Source organism: Devosia oryzisoli (genome assembly GCF_014837245.1).
GTDB classification, from domain to species: domain Bacteria; phylum Pseudomonadota; class Alphaproteobacteria; order Rhizobiales; family Devosiaceae; genus Devosia; species Devosia oryzisoli.
The window spans coordinates 424,223-448,943 of the sequence record NZ_JACYFU010000001.1 but is presented as its reverse complement, the minus strand read 5'-3'; the positions used below and the strand labels follow the sequence as shown (position 1 = coordinate 448,943).

27 protein-coding genes are annotated in these 24,721 nt (G+C 61.4%); 19 read left to right on the top strand and 8 right to left on the bottom strand.

Annotated elements, in window-relative coordinates:
- The first annotated feature begins 13 nt into the window (after window positions 1-13).
- The 7 genes from IC608_RS02200 to IC608_RS02170 all read left to right on the top strand — a co-directional run bounded on the left by IC608_RS02200 (window position 14) and on the right by IC608_RS02170 (window position 4,127).
- Window positions 14-163 (top strand): glycine zipper domain-containing protein, encoded by a 150-nt coding sequence (locus IC608_RS02200; protein WP_191772392.1) that lies wholly within the window; start codon window positions 14-16, stop codon window positions 161-163.
- Window positions 164-224: 61 nt separating this feature from the next.
- Complete coding sequence (locus IC608_RS02195) at window positions 225-1,721, top strand: carboxypeptidase M32 (protein ID WP_191772391.1); 1,497 nt, start codon at window positions 225-227, stop codon at window positions 1,719-1,721.
- Window positions 1,722-1,725: 4 nt separating this feature from the next.
- Window positions 1,726-2,079, top strand: a complete 354-nt coding sequence (locus IC608_RS02190; protein ID WP_191772390.1) for a VOC family protein — start codon at window positions 1,726-1,728, stop codon at window positions 2,077-2,079.
- A 99-nt stretch (window positions 2,080-2,178) separates the two neighbouring features.
- Window positions 2,179-2,613 (top strand): curlin, encoded by a 435-nt coding sequence (locus IC608_RS02185; RefSeq protein WP_191772389.1) that lies wholly within the window; start codon window positions 2,179-2,181, stop codon window positions 2,611-2,613.
- Window positions 2,614-2,664: 51 nt separating this feature from the next.
- Window positions 2,665-3,042: a curli-like amyloid fiber formation chaperone CsgH gene (csgH, locus tag IC608_RS02180; RefSeq protein ID WP_191772388.1), complete on the top strand. Its 378-nt coding sequence runs from the start codon at window positions 2,665-2,667 to the stop codon at window positions 3,040-3,042.
- Window positions 3,043-3,186: 144 nt separating this feature from the next.
- Window positions 3,187-3,594: a curlin gene (locus IC608_RS02175; protein WP_191772387.1), complete on the top strand. Its 408-nt coding sequence runs from the start codon at window positions 3,187-3,189 to the stop codon at window positions 3,592-3,594.
- A 110-nt stretch (window positions 3,595-3,704) separates the two neighbouring features.
- The gene (locus IC608_RS02170) at window positions 3,705-4,127 is read left to right on the top strand and encodes a YciI family protein (RefSeq protein ID WP_191772386.1); all 423 of its coding nucleotides are present in this window, start codon (window positions 3,705-3,707) and stop codon (window positions 4,125-4,127) included.
- Window positions 4,128-4,179: 52 nt separating this feature from the next.
- Here the strand turns inward: IC608_RS02170 and dksA are convergent, their stop codons facing one another.
- Together dksA and IC608_RS02160 are read right to left on the bottom strand one after the other, a co-directional pair.
- A complete protein-coding gene (dksA, locus tag IC608_RS02165; RefSeq protein WP_191772385.1) occupies window positions 4,180-4,596 on the bottom strand; it encodes an RNA polymerase-binding protein DksA in 417 nt (138 codons plus the stop codon).
- A 161-nt stretch (window positions 4,597-4,757) separates the two neighbouring features.
- Window positions 4,758-5,177 (bottom strand): flagellar assembly protein FliX, encoded by a 420-nt coding sequence (locus IC608_RS02160; protein ID WP_191772384.1) that lies wholly within the window; start codon window positions 5,175-5,177, stop codon window positions 4,758-4,760.
- 246 nt (window positions 5,178-5,423) lie between these two features.
- On the opposite strand from IC608_RS02160, the gene IC608_RS02155 reads away from it, so the two are divergent.
- From IC608_RS02155 to flaF, 8 genes are all read left to right on the top strand, one after another.
- Entirely contained in the window at window positions 5,424-6,548 is a 1,125-nt protein-coding gene (locus IC608_RS02155; RefSeq protein WP_191773746.1) for a flagellar basal body P-ring protein FlgI, read from the top strand.
- Entirely contained in the window at window positions 6,548-6,874 is a 327-nt protein-coding gene (locus IC608_RS02150) for a rod-binding protein (protein WP_191772383.1), read from the top strand. Before IC608_RS02155 ends, IC608_RS02150 begins: the two co-directional genes overlap by 1 nt.
- On the top strand, window positions 6,871-7,338 hold the full coding sequence (locus IC608_RS02145) for a hypothetical protein (protein WP_191772382.1): 468 nt from the start codon (window positions 6,871-6,873) through the stop codon (window positions 7,336-7,338). The genes IC608_RS02150 and IC608_RS02145 overlap by 4 nt, the downstream gene beginning before the upstream one ends.
- A 104-nt stretch (window positions 7,339-7,442) precedes the next feature.
- Window positions 7,443-7,787 carry a hypothetical protein gene (locus tag IC608_RS02140; RefSeq protein WP_191772381.1) on the top strand — a complete coding sequence of 115 codons (345 nt, stop codon included), beginning with the start codon at window positions 7,443-7,445 and terminating at the stop codon, window positions 7,785-7,787.
- Between the two features lie 212 nt (window positions 7,788-7,999).
- Window positions 8,000-9,430 carry a flagellin N-terminal helical domain-containing protein gene (locus tag IC608_RS02135; RefSeq protein ID WP_191772380.1) on the top strand — a complete coding sequence of 477 codons (1,431 nt, stop codon included), beginning with the start codon at window positions 8,000-8,002 and terminating at the stop codon, window positions 9,428-9,430.
- A gap of 172 nt (window positions 9,431-9,602) precedes the next feature.
- Window positions 9,603-11,033: a flagellin N-terminal helical domain-containing protein gene (locus IC608_RS02130; protein WP_191772379.1), complete on the top strand. Its 1,431-nt coding sequence runs from the start codon at window positions 9,603-9,605 to the stop codon at window positions 11,031-11,033.
- A 115-nt stretch (window positions 11,034-11,148) separates the two neighbouring features.
- Complete coding sequence (gene flbT / locus IC608_RS02125) at window positions 11,149-11,574, top strand: flagellar biosynthesis repressor FlbT (protein ID WP_191772378.1); 426 nt, start codon at window positions 11,149-11,151, stop codon at window positions 11,572-11,574.
- A complete protein-coding gene (flaF, locus tag IC608_RS02120) occupies window positions 11,525-11,899 on the top strand; it encodes a flagellar biosynthesis regulator FlaF (protein ID WP_191772377.1) in 375 nt (124 codons plus the stop codon). The genes flbT and flaF overlap by 50 nt, the downstream gene beginning before the upstream one ends.
- Window positions 11,900-11,969: 70 nt before the next feature.
- Here flaF and IC608_RS02115 read toward each other — a convergent pair whose 3' ends face one another.
- The 3 genes from IC608_RS02115 to IC608_RS02105 all read right to left on the bottom strand — a co-directional run bounded on the left by IC608_RS02115 (window position 11,970) and on the right by IC608_RS02105 (window position 17,629).
- On the bottom strand, window positions 11,970-13,943 hold the full coding sequence (locus IC608_RS02115; RefSeq protein WP_191772376.1) for a hypothetical protein: 1,974 nt from the start codon (window positions 13,941-13,943) through the stop codon (window positions 11,970-11,972).
- Between the two features lie 14 nt (window positions 13,944-13,957).
- Window positions 13,958-15,796 carry a flagellar hook-associated protein FlgK gene (gene flgK, locus IC608_RS02110; protein ID WP_191772375.1) on the bottom strand — a complete coding sequence of 613 codons (1,839 nt, stop codon included), beginning with the start codon at window positions 15,794-15,796 and terminating at the stop codon, window positions 13,958-13,960.
- A gap of 66 nt (window positions 15,797-15,862) precedes the next feature.
- The gene (locus IC608_RS02105) at window positions 15,863-17,629 is read right to left on the bottom strand and encodes a flagellar hook protein FlgE (RefSeq protein ID WP_191772374.1); all 1,767 of its coding nucleotides are present in this window, start codon (window positions 17,627-17,629) and stop codon (window positions 15,863-15,865) included.
- A gap of 230 nt (window positions 17,630-17,859) precedes the next feature.
- On the opposite strand from IC608_RS02105, the gene IC608_RS02100 reads away from it, so the two are divergent.
- The 4 genes from IC608_RS02100 to IC608_RS02085 all read left to right on the top strand — a co-directional run bounded on the left by IC608_RS02100 (window position 17,860) and on the right by IC608_RS02085 (window position 22,379).
- The gene (locus tag IC608_RS02100; RefSeq protein WP_191772373.1) at window positions 17,860-18,726 is read left to right on the top strand and encodes an ATPase; all 867 of its coding nucleotides are present in this window, start codon (window positions 17,860-17,862) and stop codon (window positions 18,724-18,726) included.
- A gap of 71 nt (window positions 18,727-18,797) precedes the next feature.
- Window positions 18,798-19,709: a homoserine O-succinyltransferase gene (locus tag IC608_RS02095; protein ID WP_191772372.1), complete on the top strand. Its 912-nt coding sequence runs from the start codon at window positions 18,798-18,800 to the stop codon at window positions 19,707-19,709.
- 214 nt (window positions 19,710-19,923) lie between these two features.
- A complete protein-coding gene (locus IC608_RS02090; RefSeq protein WP_191772371.1) occupies window positions 19,924-21,375 on the top strand; it encodes a YcjX family GTP-binding protein in 1,452 nt (483 codons plus the stop codon).
- Complete coding sequence (locus IC608_RS02085; protein WP_191772370.1) at window positions 21,372-22,379, top strand: YcjF family protein; 1,008 nt, start codon at window positions 21,372-21,374, stop codon at window positions 22,377-22,379. The genes IC608_RS02090 and IC608_RS02085 overlap by 4 nt, the downstream gene beginning before the upstream one ends.
- Here the strand turns inward: IC608_RS02085 and IC608_RS02080 are convergent, their stop codons facing one another.
- The 3 genes from IC608_RS02080 to IC608_RS02070 all read right to left on the bottom strand — a co-directional run bounded on the left by IC608_RS02080 (window position 22,380) and on the right by IC608_RS02070 (window position 24,654).
- Complete coding sequence (locus IC608_RS02080) at window positions 22,380-23,138, bottom strand: EAL domain-containing protein (RefSeq protein ID WP_191772369.1); 759 nt, start codon at window positions 23,136-23,138, stop codon at window positions 22,380-22,382.
- A gap of 85 nt (window positions 23,139-23,223) precedes the next feature.
- Window positions 23,224-23,544 (bottom strand): 2Fe-2S iron-sulfur cluster-binding protein, encoded by a 321-nt coding sequence (locus tag IC608_RS02075; RefSeq protein WP_191772368.1) that lies wholly within the window; start codon window positions 23,542-23,544, stop codon window positions 23,224-23,226.
- A gap of 84 nt (window positions 23,545-23,628) precedes the next feature.
- The gene (locus tag IC608_RS02070) at window positions 23,629-24,654 is read right to left on the bottom strand and encodes an NAD(P)/FAD-dependent oxidoreductase (protein WP_191772367.1); all 1,026 of its coding nucleotides are present in this window, start codon (window positions 24,652-24,654) and stop codon (window positions 23,629-23,631) included.
- Between the last annotated feature and the right edge of the window lie 67 nt (window positions 24,655-24,721).

Here is a 24,721-nt window from a genome sequence, read left to right as displayed (position 1 = left end):
TGGGGAGGCCACCATGAGCTCTGGTTTGGCGATCGCAATGGGCATCGCGATTGGTACCGCTTTCGGTGTCATTCTGAGCAATGTCGCAGTCGGTATCGCCCTCGGGGCGGCGCTTGGAGCCGGCGTCGGTGCAGCGCTGGGCCCGACGCGGGTGAACAAATAGCCCGGGCTCTTGCCGCAAGCGGGCCGGTATGAAAAACCTCGGGCACCACACGGAGCCCGACATGTCCTTCGAAAAACTTGATGCGCTCGCACGAAAGCTCGATGCGATTGAGCACGCCCTGTCCATCCTGGGCGCCGACGAGGCAACCCATATGGCCGTCGGTGGCGGCGAGAAACGTGCAGAGGCCATGTCGGAACTGGCCGGCATCTACCATGCCCAGGCAACGGCGCCTGAAATCGGCGATTGGATCGAAACCGCTAAAGCAGAACACCTGGACGAAGACCAGCGCCTGGCAGTTGGAGAGTTCGAACGGAACTACATCAACGCCACGTGCCTGCCGACAGAGTTCGTGCAACGCAAGACATCCGCGACCATGCGCTCCGAGCAATTGTGGCGCGATCTTAAAGCCAAGGGCGACTGGGACAGTTACCTACCGGCGCTCGAAGGTGTGGTGTCGCTGGTCCGTGAGGAAGCGCAGTTGCGCGCAGAGGCCCTCGATCTCGCGCCTTACGACGCACTGATGGATCAGTATGATCCGGGCAACAGGATGGCGGACATCGACCCCGTGTTCGCCGACCTCAAGAGTTTCCTCAAGGATTTTCTGCCCGAAGCGCTCGGGCGCCAGGAGCAGCGCCTGGCCACGCACCCGCGCAAGTCTCTCAATGGTCCCTACCCTATCGAGAAGCAGCGCGAGCTCGGGCTTGCTGCCATGCGGGCGGTAGGCTTCGATTTCACTCACGGCTCGCTGGCTGTTTCCCACCACCCGTTTTGTGGCGGCGTACCGACGGACGTGCGCATGACGACGCGCTATCGCACCGATGAGTTTCTCAGCTCGCTCATGGGCGTGCTGCACGAGACGGGCCACGCGCTTTATGAGCAGGGTCTACCGAAAGACTGGTCGCACTGGCCATTGGGCAAGGCGCGGGGCATGGGCATGCACGAAAGCCAGAGCCTCTTCGTCGAGATGCAGCTGGCCCGGGCTCCCGAGTTCTGGGATTTCATGCTGCCGCTGGTGCATCAGTACTTGGGAGAGGAAGCAATACCCGGCTGGGACGTGGCCGACGTTCTCAACGAGGTCAACTTCGTCGAGCGCGGCTATATCCGCGTGGATGCCGACGAGGTCACCTATCCCCTGCATGTCATCCTGCGCTACGAACTGGAACAGGAACTGGTCGCCGGCACGCTCGAGGCCGCGCAGATTCCCGAGGCCTGGGACGCCAAGATGACGGAATATCTCAACATCTCGACCCTCACCGATCCCAAGGATGGACCTATGCAGGACGTCCATTGGCCGGCCGGTTCGTTCGGATATTTTCCGAGCTACACGCTCGGCGCCATGATTGCCGCGCAGCTTGGCGCCAAAATGCGCGAGGACCTGCCTGACATGAGCGACCAGATTCGCTCGGGAGATTTCTCCGCCATCAATCGCTGGCGCCAGGACCGGGTGTGGTCGCAGGCTTCCCGTTACTCAACGCCGGACCTGATCACAAGGGCGACCGGAGAACCGCTGAACGCTGAGTTCTTCAAGGCGCATCTGCGCTCGCGCTACGGGGCCTGAGAGCATGTCCGGCGTCGTCCATGTTGAAATCACTGGCCAGAACGTCGCCGAAACCGCGAAGTTCTACGAGCAGGTCTTCGGTTTTACCGCCGAACCGTCACCTTTCGTCTCGAACTATACGCTGCTGAGCGGCCCGGACGGCCCGCTCGGCGCAGTAATGAGCCGCGCCTATCAGACACAGCCGGTGATCGTCTGGTTTTCGGTGGACGACATCGAAGGAGCCCTGGACGCTGTCCAGGCTGCAGGGGGAAGCCGGCGGGGAAGCATAAACAGCATTCCTGGCCAGGGCCGCGTCGCCTATGCGGCAGACATCAACGGCACGGTGTTTGGGATCAGAGAGCCGCAATCCTCTGCCTGAATGGCAGATGAACCCGGGCTTCAGCAGCAGTTCCGTTTTGCCAGTCTAGAACAGTCTCCATCAAACGCGGTCGGAGGGACCGCCACAAGGAGACGCCAAATGATCCGCAAGTTTATCCTGACCGCTGTTGCCGCCACTGTCCTCACGGCCTCTGCCGCCCCCAGCTTTGCCGGCGGCATCTCGATCGACCAGTTCGGCTTCGGCAACGAAGTGGGCGGCAAGCAGACCGGCTGGCACCATACGTTCGCCACCAAGCAGTACGGCTGGTGGAACAAGGCGACCAGCCGGCAGAAGGGCGGCCGTAACACCTCGGCCATCGGCCAGCAGGGCAATTACAACGCGACCGACATCTTTCAGGATGGCTGGGACAACCAGGCTGGCGTTGGGCAGTTCGGCGACAACCACAATGCCGTGGTGACCCAGGACGGCAACGGCAATATCGTGGCAGGCGTGCAGGTCGGGAACGGCTGCGATGCCAACGTCGTGCAGCATGGTTCGGGCAATGTCACCGCTTTCGTGCAGGCCTGCAACTGACTGGCAGGACCGGCCCAGCCGGTCCGCGTTCTTCCAGAAAGGAGAGAACCGATGCTTCCCTACAGCTTGCCTATCGCACTCGCCGGGCTTGGACTTGGTCTGGCCGGCTTCGCGGCCACTGCAAATGCCGCTCCGGATGGCCTCAGTTGTGGCGTGATGGCCCACACTGCCAACGGGATGGCCACCCTTGAGGGCGTTATCAAGACCGACAAGGCCGCCGCCGGCAGCTACAGCTTTGCGCTCAAGAGCAGTGGCGGCGGCAGCAACAACTCGGTGCGCCAGGGCGGCCAGTTTAGGGCCGAGCCCGGTATGGTGACGACGCTGGGCCAGGTATCGATCAACAGCGATGCCCGCACCAGTATCGAGTTCACCGTTACCATCGACGGCCGCAGCTATGATTGCTCGGCTCCGTGGACCACGCGCACCTAACTGGTCTGCACAACGAAGAGCCCCGGCATGGCCGGGGCTTTCTTTTGTCCGGTCCCGGCAGCTGAACGGCAACTGAACGTACGCTTCGCCGCAGGTTCAGCCGCCCCCTCCTAGAGTTCAATCATCGAACCGAGGGAGATCATCATGCGCCTAGCCAAATCCATTGCCACTTTTGTCACTGTTGCAGCCATCGGCCTTTCGGCCGTTCCGGCTCAGGCGGGCGGGCAGATCTCGTTCGGGTTCGCACCCTCGAACCCACAACAGGCTGAAGCGCTGAACCTGGGGCTGCAGGTCTTCTCGCTGGTGCAGGGACTCTCAAACGAGGGTGCCACGGTCTCCCAGAACGGGAGCGGCAACGCGGCCGGCATTGACCAGGGCGGGCGCAACAACCGCGGGCTGATCTATCAGGAAGGCAATGGCCATAGCGGCACGATCCGCCAGCGCGGCAACGGCAACAGCTGTGGCCTCTTCCAGTTCGGTTCCGCCACCAACGCCGAATGCATCCAGCGTGGCAGCAACCGTTCGGCCATAACCACCGTCTTCGGGTTCTGATAGGCTAATCGCCTGTCGAGCATCTGCCCTGACAGAAAATGTCGAAGCCGACCCTCCTGGCTCGTCGGCTGAACACAGGGCGATGTCGCCCCAGCCAGAGGAGACCGATCATGCGCGTCGTCGTATTCGTCAAAGCCACGGCCGATAGTGAACAGGGCGCCATGCCCACCACCGAAATGCTCGAAGCCATGGGCCGGTACAATGAGGAACTCATCAACGCCGGCATCATGCTGGGGGGCGATGGCCTCAAGGCCAGCAAATATGGCAAGCGGATCGCCTTCAGCGGCTCGGACCGCTCCGTCATCGATGGCCCATTCAGCGAAACCAAGGAACTGGTGGCCGGCTACTGGATCTGGGAAGTGCGCGACATGGACGAGGCCGTCGCGTGGGTCAAGCGCTGCCCCAACCCCATGCCAGGCCCAAGCGAAATTGAAATTCGCCCCGTCATTGAGATAAGCGAGTTTGCCGAGGTCATGACACCCGAAGTGCAGGATCTGCACGACAGAAACAGGGACCGCGTCGGCGACGCTTGAAAACGAAAAGCCCGCTCATGAGCGGGCTTTTTACATCCGACCAGAGATTAGCCTATTCGTCGCGATAGACCTTCTCGCGCCGCTCGTGCAATTCCTGGGCTTCAAGGCTCAGCGTGGCGGTGGGACGAGCATCGAGACGGGCGACGCCGATAGGATCGCCTGTCTCCTCACAATATCCGTAGGTACCATCATCGATGCGCTTGAGCGCGGCGTCGATCTTCGAAATCAGCTTGCGCTGCCGGTCGCGGGTGCGAAGTTCCAGGGATCGGTCGCTTTCCGAGCTCGCCCGGTCGGCCATGTCTGGATGGTTTTGGTTCTCTTCCTGCAGGTTTTCGAGAGTGACGCGGCTTTCGCGCAGGATCTCGTCCTTCCAGGTGAGGAGTTTGTTGCGGAAATATTCCCGCTGACGCGGGTTCATGAACGGCTCGTCCTCAGAAGGACGATAGTCCGTAACTTCGACCGAAGACATCAGCAGACTCAACTCCAATGCGCCCCATGGCGGCCTATATATTCGCCTGCACTCCAGCGAGCAAGCACGCACGGTGTACGTAATTAACCCGGCCAAGCCCCGGTGAGTGGGGTCTTTAGCCCAATGCTGACAACATTTTGATGAAGCCGGGGCGGAATAGGTCAGCTGGCGGGGAAGCGGCCGAACTTGGCAAGCTCAACCCGCACTCGCAGCTCGATGTCGTCGATGAGCGCATCCAGCCCCGCGTCTCCCCTCTCGCGCAGGCCCCCCAACTGCACGACAAGCGCATCCAAACGCTTCGGATTGACGGAGCCGATCAGGAGATCGGCCTTGATCTCCTCGAGCATGTCCAGAAGCGTTTGCCCCCTTCGCACTGCCCGTCGCCGCCCTTCAGTGGATGTTCCAACGCCTTGAAGGGCAAGGATGGCATCGAGTGCCGCCGCGGGCGCCGCTGGTGCAGCCGCGGCGGGGCGAGTTGGTCCATCCGTCCCGGCCGGCACAAAGGCGGGGCCGCTGCCGGCCTTGCCGACCGCGCCACGGCTGGAGATACCAGAACTGCGATTTGGCCCTTCGATACGCACAGCGCGTGACTCACCTTCCCCAAAGCGGCTTGCGGCAAAATCTGCCCACCACCGTTAACGCGGCGTTAACAGACCCGGCAAGAATTGCGCACCCACCGCCGCAATCGCTCCGACGCCACCAGACACGCACGCAATAATCCTTCCTTATCAGCCACTTGCGGGCGAACTGAAAACTGGCACGGTTCTCGCAACCCCCCTTGCGAAGGTCGCGACATGAGTGAAGCGATCGTCGCACTGGGGAGCACTATGCCCAACCGTATCGTTCGTTACGCCTTCTGCACCTTGCTCGGCTTGATAGTGTCCGCCGCCCCGCTGGCGCCGGCCATCGCCGCTCCGGCACGCATCAAGGACATCGTCGACATGGAGGGCATCCGCGAGAACCAGCTCGTCGGATATGGGCTGGTCGTTGGCCTCAATGGCACGGGCGACAGTCTCAACAATTCCCCCTTCACCAAGCAGTCGCTCCAGTCGATGCTGGAGCGCCTTGGGGTGAACACCGCCGGAGAAAATGTCCGCACGGCAAACGTTGCCGCCGTCATGGTCACCGCCAACCTTCCGCCCTTCGGCACGCAAGGGTCGCGGATCGACGTTTCGGTGGCCGCGCTGGGTGACTCGGACAGCCTACAGGGCGGCACCCTGCTTGTGACCCCGCTGCTCGGTGCTGATGGCGAAGTCTATGCCATCGCGCAAGGTCCGGTCCTCATCAATGGGTTCAAGGCCGAAGGCGATGCGGCCACGGTCATCTCCGGCGTTCCCACCACCGGACGCATCTCATCGGGCGCACTGATCGAGCGGGAGATCGAGTTTTCGCTCGGGGCGCAACACTCGCTGCGCCTTGCGCTGCGTAACCCCGACCTGACGACAGCCCGCCGTATAGCCATGGCAGTCAACGACTTCATCGGTGCTCCCACAGCAGTCCCTGAAGACCCGGCGACAGTGCGCCTGACGCTGCCGGCGAACTTCAACGGCAACATTGTCGATCTTCTCACCGACGTGGAACAGCTTGTCGTGCAGACGGATCAACCCGCCAAGATCGTCATCGACGAAAACTCTGGTATCATCGTCATGGGACAGGACGTGCGGGTGTCGAGCGTCGCCGTGGCGCAGTCGAACCTGACGGTGACCATTGCCGAAAACCCGCAAATCGTGCAGCCAGAGCCGCTTTCGGGGGGCCAGACGGCCGTCCAGCCGAGCACCAACCTCAACGTTAACCAGACCGATAGCGCGCTGCAGGTGCTCAACCAGTCGGTCACCTTGCAGCAGCTGGTGGACGGGCTGAACGCCCTCGGCATCTCGCCGCGTGACCTCATTGCCATTCTCCAGGCCATCAAGGCGACAGGCGCCCTGCAGGCCGAGATCGAGGTGCTGTGATGCAGGTCGCAACGACGAGTTCCATCACCCCGCAGCAGATGGCCCATCTGCGACAGCAGGCGGAGGATATGGAGGGCGTGTTTCTCAATACGCTCACAAAGGAAATGTTCGCCGGCATCAAATCGTCCGAGGACACGAATTTCGGCGGCGGCTTTGGCGAAGAGACATGGCGCTCCATGCAGTCCGAGCAACTGGCCAACACCATGGCGGAACACGGCGGGCTCGGCATTGCCGACCAGTTGATGGGCGAACTGGTCGCCCTCCAGGAAGCCGCAAACACCAGCAAGACACTTTTTATCCCCGGTACCGGAGTTTACGGGAAATGACCGCAGCAGCGCGCCTCGCCGCAATCGACTCTCTCCCCGCAACTGAATTGTGCGGACGCGCCGAGACCGCCCTCGCGGCCCTAGTCGACGTGATGAACCAGGAAACGGTGCTGCTGCGCGCCGGGCATCTGCGACAGGCGGGGCAATTGACCCCCGACAAGACGCGCCTGGCGCAGGACTACGTAACCTTGGCGCGCGCCATTCAGCGCCAGAACCAACGACTGGCACTCGAAGCGCCCGCGGCATTGGAGCACCTGCGCACCGGACACGACCGGCTCGCCACCCAGATGGCGGAGAACCTGCGCGTCCTGGCCACGGCCAAAACCGTGACGGAGGACGTGCTGACCGACGTGGCGAAGACAGTGGGGCAGCAGGACCGGGCCAAGACGTATGGAACGGCGGGCCGCGTAGCACAGGACCCGAACGCGGCCGCGCGAGGAATTGCGATCAATCGGGCGCTCTAGCCTGAACCGAACGGTTTTAATCAAAAGCGTTCGGTTGAAGTCACGAACGGGGAACACCCTCACGCTAGGCTACCAGCGGATTTGGTGTATCTTGGGAGTGCGCCATGGCGAGCTTTGTGGCCCTGGACCCGGTCTCACCCGGCACGACGAACCTCACTGACTATCGCTACCGCCCGCAGGCCGGCGAGCGTAGCCTGTTGTCCGACAGCACCAAGCGTGCGGCCGACACCGCCAACACGGGAAATCGTCAAAGGCAGAGCTCTGAGGATGAGCAAACTGCATCTGCACCGCCACCGCCTTCTCGCCGTGGCTCCTCCGATTTTGCCGCGGCGGTCATTGCCGGGGCTCTGCCCCCTACCCCGCAGTCGATGAACGAGCTCATCCGCCGGATCGGCGCGAGCGAAATTCCCGAAGAATCCCAGGCGCGCCTCAAGGACCTGATCGCCTAGTTAACGCACACTTAGCGCCCATATCCATGTGACGGCAGAGAGCCCCGCAGTTGCGGGGTTTTTTTGTTGGTTCTGATGGCGTGAATGGGTGCGACTTTGCCCAAAGTTTCACCACCCACTTAACCCTTCTTTATAGCCTGCCGGATGAGGATCGGCCTGCCTCAGGAAGAGGCGCTGTAGTTTGCGTAATCCTAGAAAAGGACCAAAGCCAAATGGCTGATATCTCCCTCTCCAAAGCCGTCCGTTCCAACCTGCTGTCCCTCAAAGGCACCGCAGACATGATGGCTTCCACCCAGAATCGTCTAGCCACCGGCAATAAGGTGAACTCGGCTCTGGACAATCCTTCCAGCTGGTTCACTGCCAAGGGCCTTACCAATCGCGCCAGCGACCTCGGTGCCCTGCTGGACTCCATGGCCAACGGCGTCAAGACGCTTGAAGCTGCGGACAATGGCCTCACCGCCATGACGAAGACGCTGGAATCGATGCAGTCGACCCTGCGCCAGGCTCGCCAGGACAAGTCGTTCCAGACCGCCTCGTACGAAATCGACAAATCGATCGCAGCATCGGCCGACATCACCATCTCCGGCGGCGCAGTCGCTGGCGATGTCGTCGTCAATGCCGACAAGACGGAAAAGACCGCGACGCCTGTTGGCCTTGTCGATGGCAAGGTGGTCCTTGCTGACAACGGCAAGCAGTTCACCGTGAGCGACGGCACGACCGCCACGACCGACATCACGCTGACGACCGGCGACACCCTCGAGATGATCGCCGCGAAGATCAATACCGCTACGGCAACCGCGGACAACGGCATCACCGCCGCCGTCAAGGACGGCAAATTGGTGCTGACCAGCCTGAACGCCGATGCGATCACAGTGGCCGGTGGCACGACGACGGGCGGTGACACAGTCATGGGCTTTGGTACCGACGCCCAGGTCGCCAAGACCGCCGACGAGATGGTGTCTTCGATCAACAGCAACGCCGCTCTCGAAGGCAAGGTTCGCGCCTCCAACGACAACGGCAAGCTGCGCCTGGAAAACCAGAGCACGCAGAAGCTGGAAGTCGAAGGCGCCGTGCAGGGCGGAAAGCTGACTGGCGGCTCAACCAATAAGGCCGAAATAGCGGGCAACTCCGTGCGCGCCGGCCTCGCCGATCAGTTCAACGAACTGCGCGATCAGCTCGACAAGCTTGCAGACGACGCCTCGTTCAATGGCATCAACCTGTTGCGCGGCGACAAGTTGGCGATCACCTTCAACGAAACCGGCACCTCCTCGATCGAGATACAGACAAAGGGTGGCGACACCATCAACTCGTCCAACTTGGGCGTTTCCACCACACTGGAAGCTTCCGACCTGGATAGCGACGATGCCATCGACGCCGAACTGACCAAGCTCAAGAGCGCGCTGAACGACGTCCGCTCGCAGGCGTCATCATTCGGTTCGAACCTCTCGATCGTTCAGAACCGTCAGTCTTTTACTGAATCGATGATCAACACCCTCGAAGCCGGCGCCGGCAACCTGACGCTGGCCGACATGAACACGGAAGCTGCGAATCTTTTGGCTCTCCAAACCCGTCAGTCCCTGTCGCAGAATTCGCTGTCGCTCGCTTCGCAGGCCGACCAGTCGATCCTGCAGCTCATCCGTTAAGCCGATCAGCAATTGAGAGTTGAGGGGCGGGTCGAAAGGCCTGCCCCTTTTTACTTGCCCGACAAAGAATGGTTTATGCCGTGTCAGCCCACATGGTTAACGGCCCTTTAAGGAAAGCCGGTTAATTCTTGCGACAAGGGGCCGGAACGGCCTGAGGCAAGGATTGTATTAAATGGCGGACATCTCTCTTTCAAAGGCCGTTCGGTCGAACCTCCTGTCGCTCAAGAGCACTGCCGACATGATGACCACGACGCAGAATCGTCTCGCCACCGGCAATAAGGTGAACTCGGCTCTGGACAATCCCTCCAATTGGTTCACTGCCAAGGGTCTCACCAACCGGTCTAGCGACCTCGCGTCGCTCATTGATTCGATGGCTAACGGCATCCAGACACTTGAAGCTGCGGACAATGGCCTCACCGCCATGACGAAGACGCTGGAATCGATGCAGTCGACCCTGCGCCAGGCTCGCCAGGACAAGTCGTTCCAGACCGCCTCGTACGAAATCGACAAATCGATCGCAGCATCGGCCGACATCACCATCTCCGGCGGCGCAGTCGCTGGCGATGTCGTCGTCAATGCCGACAAGACGGAAAAGACCGCGACGCCTGTTGGCCTTGTCGATGGCAAGGTGGTCCTTGCTGACAACGGCAAGCAGTTCACCGTGAGCGACGGCACGACCGCCACGACCGACATCACGCTGACGACCGGCGACACCCTCGAGATGATCGCCGCGAAGATCAATACCGCTACGGCAACCGCGGACAACGGCATCACCGCCGCCGTCAAGGACGGCAAATTGGTGCTGACCAGCCTGAACGCCGATGCGATCACAGTGGCCGGTGGCACGGCGACGGGCGGTGACACAGTCATGGGCTTTGGTACCGACGCCCAGGTCGCCAAGACCGCCGACGAGATGGTGTCTTCGATCAACAGCAACGCCGCTCTCGAAGGCAAGGTTCGCGCCTCCAACGACAACGGCAAGCTGCGCCTGGAAAACCAGAGCACGCAGAAGCTGGAAGTCGAAGGCGCCGTGCAGGGCGGAAAGCTGACTGGCGGCTCAACCAACAAGGCCGAAATAGCGGGCAACTCCGTGCGCGCCGGCCTCGCCGATCAGTTCAACGAACTGCGCGATCAGCTCGACAAGCTTGCAGACGACGCCTCGTTCAATGGCATCAACCTGTTGCGCGGCGACAAGCTGACCATCACCTTCAACGAAACCGGCACGTCATCTATCGATATACAAACCGAGAACGGCGACACCATCAACGCCTTCAATCTCGGTGTGCCTACCCAACTGGAAGAATCGCAGTTGGATAGCGACGTAACCATCGACGCGCTGCTTGCCGACATGAAAACGGCCCTGGACGACGTGCGCTCGCAGGCCTCGACCTTCGGCTCAAACCTGTCGATCGTCCAGAACCGCAAGTCCTTCACCGAGGCCATGATCAATACATTGGAGACCGGCGCAGGCAACCTGACCCTGGCCGACATGAATACGGAGGCCGCGAACCTCCTCGCGCTCCAGACGCGCCAGCAGCTGTCGCAGAACTCGCTGTCCCTGGCCAGCCAGGCCGATCAGTCGATCCTGCAGCTGCTGCGCTAAGAGGAAATCAACGACCACTTCTGATAAAGGCGGGCGAAGGCCCGCCTTTATTGTTTTCGCCGCAATGTGCGGCTAGAGAAATGCTCTCCATACCCCGCTCTCGGAGGCAGATCGAATGGCGCTCAAGGTGGAACTGAAGCCGGGCGAGAAGCTGCTGGTTGGCAACTGCATCATCACCAACTCCGACCAGCGCACGCGGCTCTTCATCGAAGGCAGCGCGCCGATCTTGCGCGAAAAGGATATCCTGACTTCGGAAACGGCGAACACACCCGCCAAGCGCATCTATCTGGCGGTGCAACTGATGTACATCGATGAGAATGTAGATCAGGCGAAAGACGCCTATATGCAGCTGGCCCAAGACTTTGCCCAGGCCGCACCATCTTCAATCAAACTTATTGACCAAATCAATAACGAGATATTAACCGGCTCTCTATACAAGGCTCTCAAAGCTGCTCAGAAGCTCATCGAGTACGAAGAGGACCTACTCCACAATGTATCGGCAGGGCGCCCAGGCATACCAGCAGACGACGAAGGTCGTTGAATCTCCCCGCGAGCGTGAGTCGGCCCTTCTGATGAAGGCTGCGGCCGGGCTCCAGAAGATCAAGGACGAGTGGGATACCAGCACCAGCCAGGAGCTGAATGCGGCGCTGAATTTCAACCGCAAGCTCTGGACCATCTTCATGTCGGCCGTGACGCAGGAGGACAGCCCTCTGCCCCGCGAGGTTCGCCAGAACATCGCCAATCTCGGCATGTTCGTGATGAACCAGACGCGCGAACTTCTCTATGAAGTCACGCCCGAGCCAAAGCACCTGGACGTCCTCGTGCAGCTCAACCGGCAGATCGCCGCCGGCCTGCGCGGCATGTAGCGACAGCCCGGTTACCAGATCAAAAAGCCCCGCTTCGGCGGGGCTTTTTCGTTGCTACTGGCACGGTGGTCTAGAGGAAGTTAACGAGACTGAGCTGGCTAACCATCGAGGTCACCTGGTAGCTCGCCGTCAGTCGCGTCTGCAGGGCCAGGATCTGCATGGCGACATCTTCCTTGTTCACGCTCTCGACGTCGCTGAGCAGGTTTTCGAGCTGAGCCGAATAGTCGGTGTGGCGTTGGCTTGCCGACTGCAGACCGGCGCGTGCCACGCCCAATTCCATGGTCACCAGCTCCAGCGAGCCCTTTTCGCTATTGTGCGACTCCGACAGCTCGAGCTGCTGCCGCCGCGCCATCGCGTCGAAACGCGCCTTGGCGGGGTTGAGGTCGATCGAGTTGGGATCTGCGGCGCTGCGGACTTCGGGATAGGTTTCAACGCTCATGGCTGCGAGCGAGCGCACAAGCCGCAGATATCCACTCTCGTTGGCCTGCATGCCGTAATTGACACGACCAGCGTCCTCTACGGCGGCGGAAACGGACTGGCGCGGGTTGCCCTCGGCGTCGGCGGCCGCCTCGGTCACGGAGCGAACCATCGCCTCTTGGAAGTTGGCCGCGGTTTGGGCAGCGTCGGCGCCGATCTTGAACTGCCCAGGACCCGCCGTGCCTGTTACCGCCGTGAGCGTCACCGGTCTGGTCTTGCCGCCCGGCTCGCTGAGCGTGAACGTGACGGTGTCATTGGCAGCCAATGCTGCGTTGTTGGCAATTTCGACGGTCATGGCGACCGGCGGGCCAGCGTTGCGCACGGCCGTAACGGCAGCAGTATTGGAGGAAACAGCATCGGCAATCTGGAAGCCATGCGCATTGGAGACCGGCATGTTCTGCGTCAGGGTGACAGTTCCGGCATCCCTCCCCGTCGTCAGCCGCCCCATGCCGATGGCGGACACCGCGGCGGTCTCGCCGCTGTACCACATTACCGTGTCGGTCGCGGTTGCGACACGCAGGCTTGTGGCGCTGTAGGGGTCGGCGGGTGAGCCCGCATCGACGCGCAGAACGGGTTCGCCGGCGGCATTGAAGAAATTCTCCGCGGCCACGAAACTGGAGGCGGCCTTCAGCTCACCCGCGGCGACCTGCTTCAGGCTACGCTCCATAGCCCCTATGAAGGCCTCGCTGGTCTCGGCCGCATTGGCGCCGATCTTGAATTCGTTCACAGCCGGCGGAGTGCTCTCCTCCGCCACGGCCTTCACAGAAACCGTCACCGACTCGCCATCTGGCATCCTGAGACGAACACTGACGGTCGCGCCGGGGCTGACGGTATCGGGCGGCGCGGGAAATGTGAACTCGAGCCGTGGCGGGCCGGCGTCGACATGTTTGTCGGCATTGATATTGCCGGACGCAGTCGCGTCCCCCGTGAGCTTGAAACCAAAACTGTGCATGGCGTCTTCTGACAGCGTGACAGTGACCGGCAGTGTCGGATCGACCGGGTCAACTGCGTCGCTGCTGAACTCGAGCCGCCCGATGCCGTCTGCCCCGAGGTCTGCCATCACCCGTTCCGACAGCACCGTCCTATATCCAACGCGGCTGCCCGACCCTTCCAGCAGCTCTGTGGTGGTGGGAAGCGGCGCGTCGTCGGTCCTTGCGCCGCCGAACAGGTAGCGTCCGCCAATGTCTGAATTGAGCAGCGTCACCATCTCGTCGAGCCTGGCCTTGGAAAGGCTCGAAACGGTGGCCATGTTTATATTGTTGGAACCGTACTGACCCTGCACTGCCGAATTGCGTGCCTCGCCTTCGATCTTGTCCATCCGGCTCAGGGCGTTGTCGTAAAAGCTCAGGCGCAGATCGACCTGCTCGATATTGGCCTTGTACCCCGCGATCGTGCTGAGGCGGGAGCGCGCCGAAAGCGAGACCGGCAGGTCGCGACCCATGTCGGAGAGGGTTTGCGCCTTCAGGCCAGTTCCCAGTTGCACCTGCAGGTTAGCGAACTGGTTCTGCATCTTGGAGATGACGGAAAAGCCCGTCTGCAATGGATACATCGACTTGTTGACGATCATCTAGCGGGTCTCCGTCAGGTCGATTGGAATAAGGTGTCGAGGAGCTCCTTAACCACCGAAACCACGCGGGCGTTGGCGGCATAGGCGCTTTGCAACTGGGTCAGACGAGCCATCTCCTCGTCCATGTTCACCCCGTACTCTTCGTCCATCTGGGTGTTGATGGTGTCGAGGGTGAGTTGGCGGTTGTCGGCGGCGGTGGCGGCCGCACCAATGGTCGTGCCCTGAAAATTGAGAACCTGACCGATGATTTGCTCCATCGTCCCATTGAGCTGGAACCGTCCCGCATTTTCTGCCGGCGACGCACCGGAGACGAAGTTCATCGACGTGAGTTGGGCGAGGATATATTCGGGGCGCGATGCATCGCCGAGCGTCTGACTAACTTCCGTCTGAACAAGCAGCCGGTTGTCCGAGAGCACCGCCGGATTGATGGATATTCGGGCAGCAAAGCCGACGATCTGGGGTGGATCAGTGTCGAGGTTGTCCGTGAATGTCGAGTTGCCCTGGTCCACGAACAGGGCCATCGCCTTGTCACCTGTCAGGGTGCCGGTGGCAGTGGCGCGTGATGTGAGGCCGGTGACGTCGCGGATGCCGCCGGCACCATCGTCCAGGACCCGCAGCAGACCGGGTCCCGGGCTATCGATCGCCAGCCCGGGTAGCTTCGCCTGAAGGGTCGCTGCCGCAGCGGTGGCGTCAGACAGATCGACGGATATGACCCTTTGCCCGGATGCGTCGAAGTAATCTTCGCCATTGGTGCTGTTGATGATGCGGACCTTCTGCGCCACTCCGTTTTGGGCATAAGACAACAGAACATCATTGCCGGGCTTCAATCGCGACAGATCCGCCGTTAGTCCGGTAGCGCCTGTCCCGTTGTCGCTCGGCATGCCGGGAACGGTAATGGTGGAGAACACGGCCGCCAATCCAGCAGCAATCTCATCCAGCTGGCTCTGGGTTTCCACCAAAACGGTGTCGCGCAGTTGAACGAGACCGGCCAGTTCGCCCCCCTGCAGCACGCTTTGCTGCACGAGGTCGATGGTGAGACCCGAAGGCGTGGTCAGCGTCAGCTTGCCAACCTGGCTCTTGTCGGGATTGACATCAGCCAGGGTAGTAGGGGAGAGAGCCCCCGCAGTGGTGAACTTGAAGGTGCTGATCCCGTTGTCGATCAGACCAACGCCCGAGCGCGTCATCAGAGCGACAGTACCATCCGGCCGGTAATTGGCCTGTACGTCGATCATCTCGGCAACTGAACCCACCAATCGGTCGCGCTGGTCGAGCAGCGAAGTGCGGGCGGTGTCCGTCATGCCCAGGTCGAGCATGCGGCTGTTCACCTCGTTGAGCGAAGCGAGCATGGCGTTGAGTTCGGAGACGTTGCTGGAAATGCGTGTCTCGGTCTCCTGCCGCATGTTCTGCACGTCGCCGGAGAGCTGGTTCAGGCGCCGGGCCATGCTCTGAACTTCAGAGACAACATTGGCTCTCGTTGGGTAGTCATCGGGGCTTGTAGCGAGCGCCTGCAGGGAATTCTTCAGGGAGCCAAACATGGTATCGAGCGAGCCGCTGTCTCCCGGCTTGCCCAGAAATCCCTGCAGCTTGTTGAGATAGGTGGCCACCACGTTGGCCGACGACGTATCGGCAACCTGGCGGTTGTAGTAGGCCTGCAGGCTCTGACTGAAGGCGCGCTGAACACCAGCGGAGCGGGCATAGGTCCCGTTCTGCGAGTTGTAGTCGATGACGTTTAGCGTCTGCCGATGGTATCCCGGCGTGCCCGAGTTTGAGACGTTCCGGCTCAGGATCGAGATGGAGTCCTGATTGACCCGGAGACCGGATACCGCGTTCGACAGTGAAGAAACCAGACCCATCAGTTCGGCTCCAGAACAAGGACCAGGCCGGGCTCAATGCCCGACCCAAGGAACAGGTATCGGCGCTTAGCGGATCATATTGAGGGCTTCCTGCAGCATCTCGTCAGCGGTCGAGACGATGCGGGTACCGGCGGAGTACGCCTGCTGCGTTATGATCAGCTTGGTGAACTCGTCCGAAATGTCCGTGTTCGAGGCCTCCAGCGCACCACCAATGATGCCAGACCCGGAGAGGTCAAAGATGGGCTCGCCTGATTCCGAAGTGGCCTCGTAGACACCACCATCGAGCCGCTTGAGTGCGTTGATCCCGTTGAACTGCGCCGTCACCACCTGCGCCATGTCGATGCGTTCGCCATTGGAGTAGGTCGCTACGACACGGCCCGAGTCGGTGATCGCCACCGAAAGGAATTCTCCCGCGCCATAGCCGTTCTGGTTCAGCGTTGACACGGTCGCCGTCCCGTTCACGTCGGCAAACTGCGAGATGCCGTTGGTATCGTGCTTGAGTTCAACGTCGCCGATCACGACGCCGTTGACGGTGAGGTTGCTGATGGTCGTGGTTGGCACACCCGGAGGAGCCAGCGAACCGTTGCTGGCAAAGTCGTAATCCTGGCCAATGTTCGTCCAGGCCGGAGCGTTACCGGCGGCCGTGCTGTCAGAGAGGTAGAAGAGTTGCCAGGTATCCTTGCCCCCAGAGGCGGCACTGTCCACCTTCGCCCATCGCATCTGGACGTTCACCGGCGCGCCGTTGTTGGCATAGACGGTAATGGCGCCGCCCGAGATAGAGCCGGCCACGAAGTCCGCGGACTGGCTAGCCGAGATGGTATTGAGCGTCGGGCGGAAGGGCGTGGAGGACGTGACGGGATAGGTTAGTCCGAGCTTTGCGGCCGTCGTGCCGGTGCCCGTGACTCGGAAGGTTGCGTGGTAATCAGAGCCCAACGTCACAGCGAATTGACCGGCCCCATCGAGAGCCACGGTGGCCGAGGCAGCCGCACCCCCACCGTAGTTGCGGAGGCCGGTCTCCATTGCGGCCAGGGCATCGTCGATGGTCTGGCCGGACTGGATGTCGATCCCGACACCGGTACCGGTGTAGTCGCCCAGGCTCTTGTCGTAGAACTCGAAGGTGACGGGAATGTCCTTCACCGTCACGGTCATCGTCTCGCCGGCATTGAAGACCGTGCTCGCGTCGTTGCCAGTGAGGTCGGCTGTTCCGGTCGTAGCGGCCGAAACAGATCCGGACTTGAAGTCGGCCGGCTCAAGCAGTTCGCTGTTATAAACCGTAGTGTTGTAGGCCGCAGTCTTGGGGAGCTGGGGCAGGTTTGCCTGATAGTTGATGATCTTCGTGGCATTGGCCGGCAGGAACGCGTTCGAGAGCTTGATCACTTCCGGCACGGAGCCGGAAATGTTGCCGGTGGACGGATCGATGGGCAAGCCCTTCAGGTAGTAGCCAGCGCCATTGGCAAGCAGGCCGTCCTTGTCGATTTCGAAGTCACCGCGGCGCGTGTAGAAGTTCGAGCCGGCAAATACCGAATTGCCGTCCGACTGCCCGACCTTCGGCTCCACCACGAAGAAGCCATTCGCATTGAGCGCAATGTAGGTTTCGTTGGCGCTGGTCTGGATGTCGCCCTGGAGGTTGTTGGTGGCGCGCGACTGCGCCAGCACCGCACCCGGCACCTGCGATTTCAACGGCGCATCCGGGATAAGGTCCAGGAAGCTGGTTTCCATCCGCTTGTAGCCGGTGGTCTGCGAATTGGCGATGTTGCCTGAAATGTTCTCCAGCGCATGCGACTGCGCCCGCAGGCCGGTCACCGCACTGGAAAGAGCCCCGTAGATGCCCATCTGTTACTCCATAAACCCCTGCGCCGCACGACGCGTTCGCACCAACCGATGCAAGGGAAGTGCCAGACTGGTATCCCATTGAAATGGTTGGGGGTTTCCCTGAGCAACGGCCGAAGTTTACTGGCAGGACGGCAGAAGAGTCCGAGCCAGCGGCAGAAATTGCCGATCGCTTGTGATCGGCGCACCCATGCTTTAAACGCTTGGCCCGGCTGCAACCGGGAATGCTCAGCATGCTGTTTTCGAGCGTCGATGAATTCGTCAAGGCGCCGCGCCGCGCGCTCACCGTGTTCGGCATGGCCGGCGTCGGCAAGACGCGCCTTTCGAACATGCTACGCGCCAACCACTGGTTTCACTATTCTGCCGATTATCGCATCGGCACGCGCTACATGGGCGAGTTCATCGTCGACAACTTCAAGCGCGAGGCCATGAAGAACCCATTCCTTTCGCAATTGCTGCGGACGGACTCGATCTACATCTCGTCCAACATCACATTCGACAATCTCGACCCGCTCTCGACCTACCTTGGCACCCCGGGCGACCCGAACAAGGGTGGGCTCCCGCTGGCCGAGTACCAGCGCCGGCAGGAACAGCACCGCGTGGCTGAAGTCGCCGCCCTCCAGGACGTGCCCTATTTCATTGAGCGCGCGCACGAGCTGTACGGATATACTGACTTCATCGCAGACACCGGCGGCTCGCTTATCGAAGTCATCGATCCGAACGACGCTGCCGACCCTGTGATCCGGGCCCTGACTGCACACACCGCCCTGCTCTACATTCGAGGCACAGACAAGGACGCCACCGACTTGGTGAAGCGGTTCAGGAAGTCTCCGAAGCCTATGTACTACCAGCCGCAGTTTCTCCTTGAGAAGTGGGCGGAGTATAAGCTGATCCAGGGCATCGAAAGCGACGATGACGTGGACCCCGCCGGGTTCGGCGCCTGGGGTTTCGAGGCCCTGTTGCACGACCGTCTGCCGCGCTATCAGACCTTGGCGGACAACTTTGGCTATGTGGTTGAGGCCTCAGACCTGGCGACGGTGCGGGATGGCGATGAGTTCGTGGACCTCGTCGCATCGGCGATCGGGAAGCGAATGCGTTAGCGCGCCCTGCCCCTGCGGCAAGGCGCGCCGGCTTGAATCACCTTCTCAACGCGCCCAGCTAAGAGGCTGCCATGCCGATACGAATTCCTGACAATCTGCCCGCCCGCAAGACCCTTGAAGAAGAAGGCGTCAACGTGATGGACTCGACGCGCGCCGCGCGTCAGGACATCCGCCCGCTCGAGATCGGTCTTCTCAACCTGATGCCCAATAAGGAACGGACCGAGACGCAGTTCTCCCGTCTCATCGGCGCCACGCCGCTGCAGGTCAACCTGAGCCTAGTGCGCGTCACGGACCACCAGTCCAAGAATACGCCCGAAGAATACCTCAAGACCTTCTATCAAACCTGGGAGGAGGTCCGAAGCCGCCGTTTCGATGGCTTTATCGTCACTGGCGCGCCCATCGCCAACATTCCATTTGAAGAGGTTCGCTACTGGCCTGAGATGCTGGAAATCATGGAATGGACGCGTACCAATGTGCACCACACCATGTTCATCTGCTGGGGCGCCCAGGCGGCATTGCACCATTTCCACGGCGTACGGCGCTATCGCATGGACAAGAAAGCCTTTGGTGTTTTCCGACACAAGATCGTCGGCCAACGGTCGCCGTTCCTTCGCGGCCTGTCCGACAGTCCGATGATCCCGGTATCGCGCTACAACGACATCGCGCGCGACAGCCTTGGCGGGGAGTTGGAGGTTCTGATCGACAACGAGGAGATCGGGCTCTGCATGCTGGGCGATCGGAGCGGTCGCGCCGTTTATTTCCTGAACCATCTCGAATACGACAACCGCTCGCTCGCCGATGAATACGAGCGGGACGTGAAAGCCGGGCTGGAAACGCCGCTACCAGCTAACCTGTTTCCCGATGGAGACACCAGCGCTGAGCCGGAGAACCGGTGGCGCAGCCATGCGCATCTGTTGTTCCAGAACTGGATCAACGAGATCTACCAGACCACTCCATACGATCTCGACAGCATTGGAAAATGAAAAGGGGCCGCGCGGCCCCTTTCCGTCGGTGGTCCTGTGGGGCAGCGAACTTTCCAATAGCGGATGCGCTCTTCAACCGCGGCCCCTGGATCCACGACAAATCCCGCCACGTTCCTGACGTTGCAACGAGAGTGCCCTGACACTGCAGCACTGCAACGCGGGCTTGCAAACCCGCGTCCAGCGCCTACGTTGCAGGGCGCAGAAGGATCCGGATTTGCCCCAGCCGCCCACCACCCTCACCGACGAACTGGGTATCGCCTTATCCAATATTGCCGACAATGCTGGAGGCCTGCTGACGCCTACGCTCAGGCTGGGCGTGACGGGCCTGTCGCGGGCCGGCAAGACGATCTTTATTACCGCGCTGGTTCATAACCTTCTGACGCAGGGTCGTCTCCCCGGCTTCGCCCCCATGGCCGAAGGGCGGTTCATCGCCGCGCGCCTGGCGGAATATCCTGACGCCACTATTCCGCGCTTCGCTTATGAGCAGCATCTGGCGACCCTGAGCGGAAAGCCGGCTGCGTGGCCAGAGGGTACGCGGCGCATATCGCAACTGCGGCTCGTCCTGAAGTTCCAGTCAGCCAAGTGGTGGACCGGTCTGCGCGGCCCCTCAACCCTCAACCTGGATATCGTCGACTACCCCGGCGAATGGCTGCTCGACCTGCCCCTCCTCGGCCTTTCCTTTGCCGAATGGAGCGCCGAGGCCCTGGCGCGGGCCCAACAGCCGGGCCATGCCGAAGAAGCCCAGCGCTTCCTCCACGAACTGGCAGCGACCGATGCTGGTGGTGAGGCCAAAGACGTTGATGCTGAACGGTTGGCGCAAAGTTTCACCGATTATCTTCGGCGGTCGCGCGAAGAAGGTGCTCTCTCGACCCTCCCCCCGGGGCGCTTCCTGCTGCCCGGAGACCTCGAGGGCTCGCCGGCGCTCACCTTCGCGCCCCTCCCCAGGCCGACCTCCACTGCCCGCCGCAACAGCCTCTATGCCATGCTGGAGGGACGCTATGAGGCCTACAAGGCTCAGGTCGTACGTCCGTTCTTCCGCGACCACTTCGCCCGTATTGATCGGCAGGTGGTCTTGGTGGACACCCTGCGAGCGCTCAATGCCGGACCGGCTGCGGTGGCCGACCTCGAAATCGCGCTGACCTCTGTTCTGGCCTGCTTCCGGCAGGGCGAGGCAAACCCACTGCTCAGACCGTTTTCGCGGCGGATTGACAAGATCCTGTTTGCCGCCACCAAGGCCGACCACGTTCATCACACCAGCCACGATCGGCTGGAAGCCATCCTGAACCGCCTCGTGGCTAGTGCATCCCGGCGTGCCCGATTTGCGGGCGCGCAAACGCGCTCGCTCGCCTTGGCAGGTATACGCGCGACCAGCGAAGGTACGATCCGCGAGAATGGCGAAACGCTGCCGACGCTGATCGGGACACCAGTCGCGGGTGAACGACTGGGTGGCGTACACTATGACGGCGAAACGGAAATCGCTCTGTTTCCCGGAGACTTGCCGGAACGGCCTGATGCTTTGTTCGAAAACGGCGAGCCTGTGTCGCTGAACTTCCTCCGATTCGCCCCGCCGCAAAAAATGGACCGCAACGGCTCGGGCGAACTCGTGCTTCCCCACATCCGGCTTGATCGGGCGCTCGACTATCTCATCGGAGACTGGATGGCATGAAGCAGCCCGTTGCACGTCCCACCACTCCGGAGACCTCGGCCACCCAGGTGATGCGTGCACCCAGGGCCTTTGCTGCTGAGCGCGCCGACGTTACCGAGTCCGAGTTTGACGAAGAAGCAAACCTCATCGGCCCGCCGCCACGCCGGATGGGATGGCTCGGCAGGTTGGCATGGAGCGCTGGCGGCGTTCTGCTTTCCGCCGCCATCGGCCTGGCCGCTGACCGGCTGATCCGCGATCTCTTTGCCGCCAATCCCTGGCTCGGCGGGGCGGCGCTGGGTGTTCTTGCGATCTTCATTCTCGCGCTTGCGGCGCTTGTCACACGGGAGATTGTTGCCGTCCGCCGCCTTCGTATGCTTGACGCGCTGCGAAGAGAGGCAACCACCGCCCTGGCGACGAATGATCGCAAGGCGGCCGGGGACGTGGCCGCCCAACTTCTTGGACTATACGCTGCGCGGCCCGACATGGCCTCTGGACGCCAGGCAGTCGAAACCCATCTGCCGGACCTCTTCGACGGCGGTGAGGTGGTGCAGTTGGTGGAGCGCAGCCTTGTCGCGGGCCTTGACGCACGCGCCCGCGCGCTTACGGCCGCTTCCGCACGCCGGGTGGCGCTCGTTACGGCCGTATCACCGCGAGCGCTGATCGATGTGGCCTACGTGATCTACGAGAGCGTACGCCTGGCAGGCGCCATCGCCGCTCTCTATGGAGCGCGGCCTGGCTTTTTGGGCTTCTGGCGCTTGACCGGGGCGGTCCTGAGCCATCTTGCCGTCACCGGCGGACTGGTCCTGACTGACGGCATCGTCGAACAGCTTATTGGGCAAGGACTGGCCGCCAAGGTGTCCGCTCGACTAGGTGAAGGCGTGGTCAACGGCCTCATGACCGTGCGGGTGGGCATAGCTGCGATGCGCGTCGTCCGTCCCCTACCCTTCGAAACGCAGCCACAGCCGGTCGTCCGCGACTTCATTCCAGATCTTGTCAAGGTGACGCGCGATGCAGCAAGGGGATAGTCAGGCCGCCAGCTTCAGCTCAGAGAGCGGCGCGAAAACCTCCAGCTGCGGCTTGGCGAAATAGTAGCCCTGGAAAAGCGTGATGCCGGCCGCGCGAAGCGTGGTCAGTTCCGCTTCCGTTTCAACACCTTCAGCGAGCACCTGGATATCGAGTTGGCGAGCCATGGTGATGATGGCCGCCACAATCGCCTGCCGTGGGGCGGAGGCATCCACACCGCGCAACAATTCCATGTCTATCTTGATCAGGTCGGGCTGGAATTTGGCAAGCAGTCCAAGACCTGCGTAACCAGCGCCAAAATCGTCAAGGGCCGTGATGAATCCCATCCGCCTGTATTCTGCAACGATGTTGGCAATGTGGGCGGCGTCGGTGATGTGCTCATTCTCGGTAAACTCGAACATCAGGCGCTGCGGGTTGAGCTGGGTCCGCGCCGCCGCTGCCAATGTCGCACGGATGCACGCTTTGGGTTCGTAGACCGCGTTGGGCATGAAGTTGATGGAGAGGCGAGCCGTGGATGATGGGGGCAGGTGTTGACCCGCCAGCTCGATCGCCTTCACCCGGCAGGCCTGGTCGAAAACATAGCGGTTAGCTTCTGTGACAGCTCCCAGAACGCCTGCTGCGCCCTGCCCGTCCAGCCCACGTACCAGCGCCTCGTAGCCCCAGACTTCCCGGGCTTTCACATCAACAATGGGATGAAACGCCATCGTGAAAGGTACCGGGAAATCTTCGCCACCACGGCAGCCCTGGCACGTCGCACCCATCATCACGTCCTATTGTATTAGAGGGAGAAGTATTCCTCCCATCTTGTCCTCAGGACATTAAAACTCTCCGAACGTCAGACCGTCCTCAATCCTTCGCCGCACTCGGTGCAAGTGTAACGGCAAGACCGTCCAGCGCTTCGCCACACAGGATTTGGCAGGACAAGCGCGAGTTGGACTTCACGTCGCCCACCGTGTCGAGCATGTCCTCCTCATCATCGTTCGGAGCGCCAACGGCATCGAGCCAGGTGGGGTCGACATAGACGTGGCAGGTTGCGCAGGAACAGGCACCACCACACTCGGCCTTGATATTGAGACCCCAATCCCGGATGACTTCCATCACCCGCCACCCATCGAGCCCCTCGAGCTCGTGCACGTCGCCTGCCTGGTCCGTTACGATAATCTTCATGAGGCGCTCCTCAGCAGCGCGATGGGGATAACGCCCACAGGAGGGGGCCGCAAGCAAACGATTAGGAGTTGAAGGGCTTTCGGCTCATGCCACGCCCAGCTTCTTCTGCAGCTTGGTGCTGGAGGTTGTGTACTGGAACACGACCCGTTCATCGGGCGAAATGATCTTCTTGGCGGCCTGGGCCATCAAGGCCGCCTCGTGAAAGCCCGACAGGATCAGCTTGAGCTTGCCCGGATAGGAGTTGATATCACCGATGGCGAAGATGCCTGGCACTGAGGTCTCGAACTTCTCAGTGTCCACAATGATTGTATTGTCGTTGAGCGCCAGTCCCCACTCAGACACCGGTCCAAGCTTCATCGTCAGGCCAAAGAACGGCAGGAGGCGCGTCGCGGGGATGGACAGGTCCCCCGCCTCCGTGGCCAGGTGCACATGATTGATTTGGCCGTTGTCGCCATCGAGCTTGGCGATCTGCCCAAGCTGGAAATTGATCTTCCCCTCGGCCACCAGCTCTTTCATCTTGTTGACCGAGGCCGGGGCAGCCTTGAAAGCGTCCCGGCGGTGAACGAGCGTTAGCGTGCGCACGATAGGCTCGAGGTTCAGCGTCCAGTCCAGCGCCGAGTCGCCGCCGCCGACGATAACAACGTCCTGGTCACGGAAATCCTCCATGCGCCGGACCGCATAGAAGACGGACTTGTTTTCATACTGCTCGATGCCATCCACCGGCGGCCGCTTGGGCTGGAAGGAGCCGCCACCTGCCGCGATCACGACAACCTTGCAATGAAACACTTCATCCGCATCGGTCTCGAGCCGGAACGAGCCATCTTCCTGCTTTTCGATGGAGTTGACCATGCGCGAAAAGTGGAACTGCGGAGAGAACGGCGCGATCTGCGCCATGAGGTTGTCGGTCAATTGCTGGCCCGTCACCACGGGAAAGCCGGGAATGTCGTAGATGGGCTTCTCAGGATAGAGCTCGGCGCACTGACCACCCGGACGGTCCAGAATGTCGATGAAGTGGCATTTGATATCGAGCAGCCCGAGTTCGAAGGCGGCGAAAAGCCCGCAGGGCCCCGCGCCAATGACGACGACATCGGTTGTGATCTCAGTGCTCATTCATCTTGTCCAAGCTGGACCGGGCGCCCTGACTGCCCGGCGTCATCCCCGCTCAATCGGGAACATC

Excerpts from the sequence above, each read along its gene's own strand:
- IC608_RS02150 (WP_191772383.1), top strand. The coding sequence starts at position 6,548 with ATGCAGGTCGCAACGACGAGTTCCATCACCCCGCAGCAGATGGCCCAT.
- dksA (WP_191772385.1), bottom strand. The coding sequence starts at position 4,596 with ATGTCTTCGGTCGAAGTTACGGACTATCGTCCTTCTGAGGACGAGCCG.
- IC608_RS02135 (WP_191772380.1), top strand. The coding sequence starts at position 8,000 with ATGGCTGATATCTCCCTCTCCAAAGCCGTCCGTTCCAACCTGCTGTCC.
- IC608_RS02155 (WP_191773746.1), top strand. The coding sequence starts at position 5,424 with ATGCCCAACCGTATCGTTCGTTACGCCTTCTGCACCTTGCTCGGCTTG.
- csgH (WP_191772388.1), top strand. The coding sequence starts at position 2,665 with ATGCTTCCCTACAGCTTGCCTATCGCACTCGCCGGGCTTGGACTTGGT.
- IC608_RS02175 (WP_191772387.1), top strand. The coding sequence starts at position 3,187 with ATGCGCCTAGCCAAATCCATTGCCACTTTTGTCACTGTTGCAGCCATC.
- flaF (WP_191772377.1), top strand. The coding sequence starts at position 11,525 with ATGTATCGGCAGGGCGCCCAGGCATACCAGCAGACGACGAAGGTCGTT.
- IC608_RS02075 (WP_191772368.1), bottom strand. The coding sequence starts at position 23,544 with ATGAAGATTATCGTAACGGACCAGGCAGGCGACGTGCACGAGCTCGAG.
- IC608_RS02200 (WP_191772392.1), top strand. The coding sequence starts at position 14 with ATGAGCTCTGGTTTGGCGATCGCAATGGGCATCGCGATTGGTACCGCT.
- IC608_RS02145 (WP_191772382.1), top strand. The coding sequence starts at position 6,871 with ATGACCGCAGCAGCGCGCCTCGCCGCAATCGACTCTCTCCCCGCAACT.
- IC608_RS02185 (WP_191772389.1), top strand. The coding sequence starts at position 2,179 with ATGATCCGCAAGTTTATCCTGACCGCTGTTGCCGCCACTGTCCTCACG.
- IC608_RS02195 (WP_191772391.1), top strand. The coding sequence starts at position 225 with ATGTCCTTCGAAAAACTTGATGCGCTCGCACGAAAGCTCGATGCGATT.
- IC608_RS02100 (WP_191772373.1), top strand. The coding sequence starts at position 17,860 with ATGCTGTTTTCGAGCGTCGATGAATTCGTCAAGGCGCCGCGCCGCGCG.
- IC608_RS02105 (WP_191772374.1), bottom strand. The coding sequence starts at position 17,629 with ATGGGCATCTACGGGGCTCTTTCCAGTGCGGTGACCGGCCTGCGGGCG.
- IC608_RS02130 (WP_191772379.1), top strand. The coding sequence starts at position 9,603 with ATGGCGGACATCTCTCTTTCAAAGGCCGTTCGGTCGAACCTCCTGTCG.
- IC608_RS02190 (WP_191772390.1), top strand. The coding sequence starts at position 1,726 with ATGTCCGGCGTCGTCCATGTTGAAATCACTGGCCAGAACGTCGCCGAA.
- IC608_RS02095 (WP_191772372.1), top strand. The coding sequence starts at position 18,798 with ATGCCGATACGAATTCCTGACAATCTGCCCGCCCGCAAGACCCTTGAA.
- IC608_RS02070 (WP_191772367.1), bottom strand. The coding sequence starts at position 24,654 with ATGAGCACTGAGATCACAACCGATGTCGTCGTCATTGGCGCGGGGCCC.
- flbT (WP_191772378.1), top strand. The coding sequence starts at position 11,149 with ATGGCGCTCAAGGTGGAACTGAAGCCGGGCGAGAAGCTGCTGGTTGGC.
- IC608_RS02115 (WP_191772376.1), bottom strand. The coding sequence starts at position 13,943 with ATGATCGTCAACAAGTCGATGTATCCATTGCAGACGGGCTTTTCCGTC.
- IC608_RS02085 (WP_191772370.1), top strand. The coding sequence starts at position 21,372 with ATGAAGCAGCCCGTTGCACGTCCCACCACTCCGGAGACCTCGGCCACC.
- IC608_RS02080 (WP_191772369.1), bottom strand. The coding sequence starts at position 23,138 with ATGGGTGCGACGTGCCAGGGCTGCCGTGGTGGCGAAGATTTCCCGGTA.
- IC608_RS02140 (WP_191772381.1), top strand. The coding sequence starts at position 7,443 with ATGGCGAGCTTTGTGGCCCTGGACCCGGTCTCACCCGGCACGACGAAC.
- IC608_RS02170 (WP_191772386.1), top strand. The coding sequence starts at position 3,705 with ATGCGCGTCGTCGTATTCGTCAAAGCCACGGCCGATAGTGAACAGGGC.
- flgK (WP_191772375.1), bottom strand. The coding sequence starts at position 15,796 with ATGGGTCTGGTTTCTTCACTGTCGAACGCGGTATCCGGTCTCCGGGTC.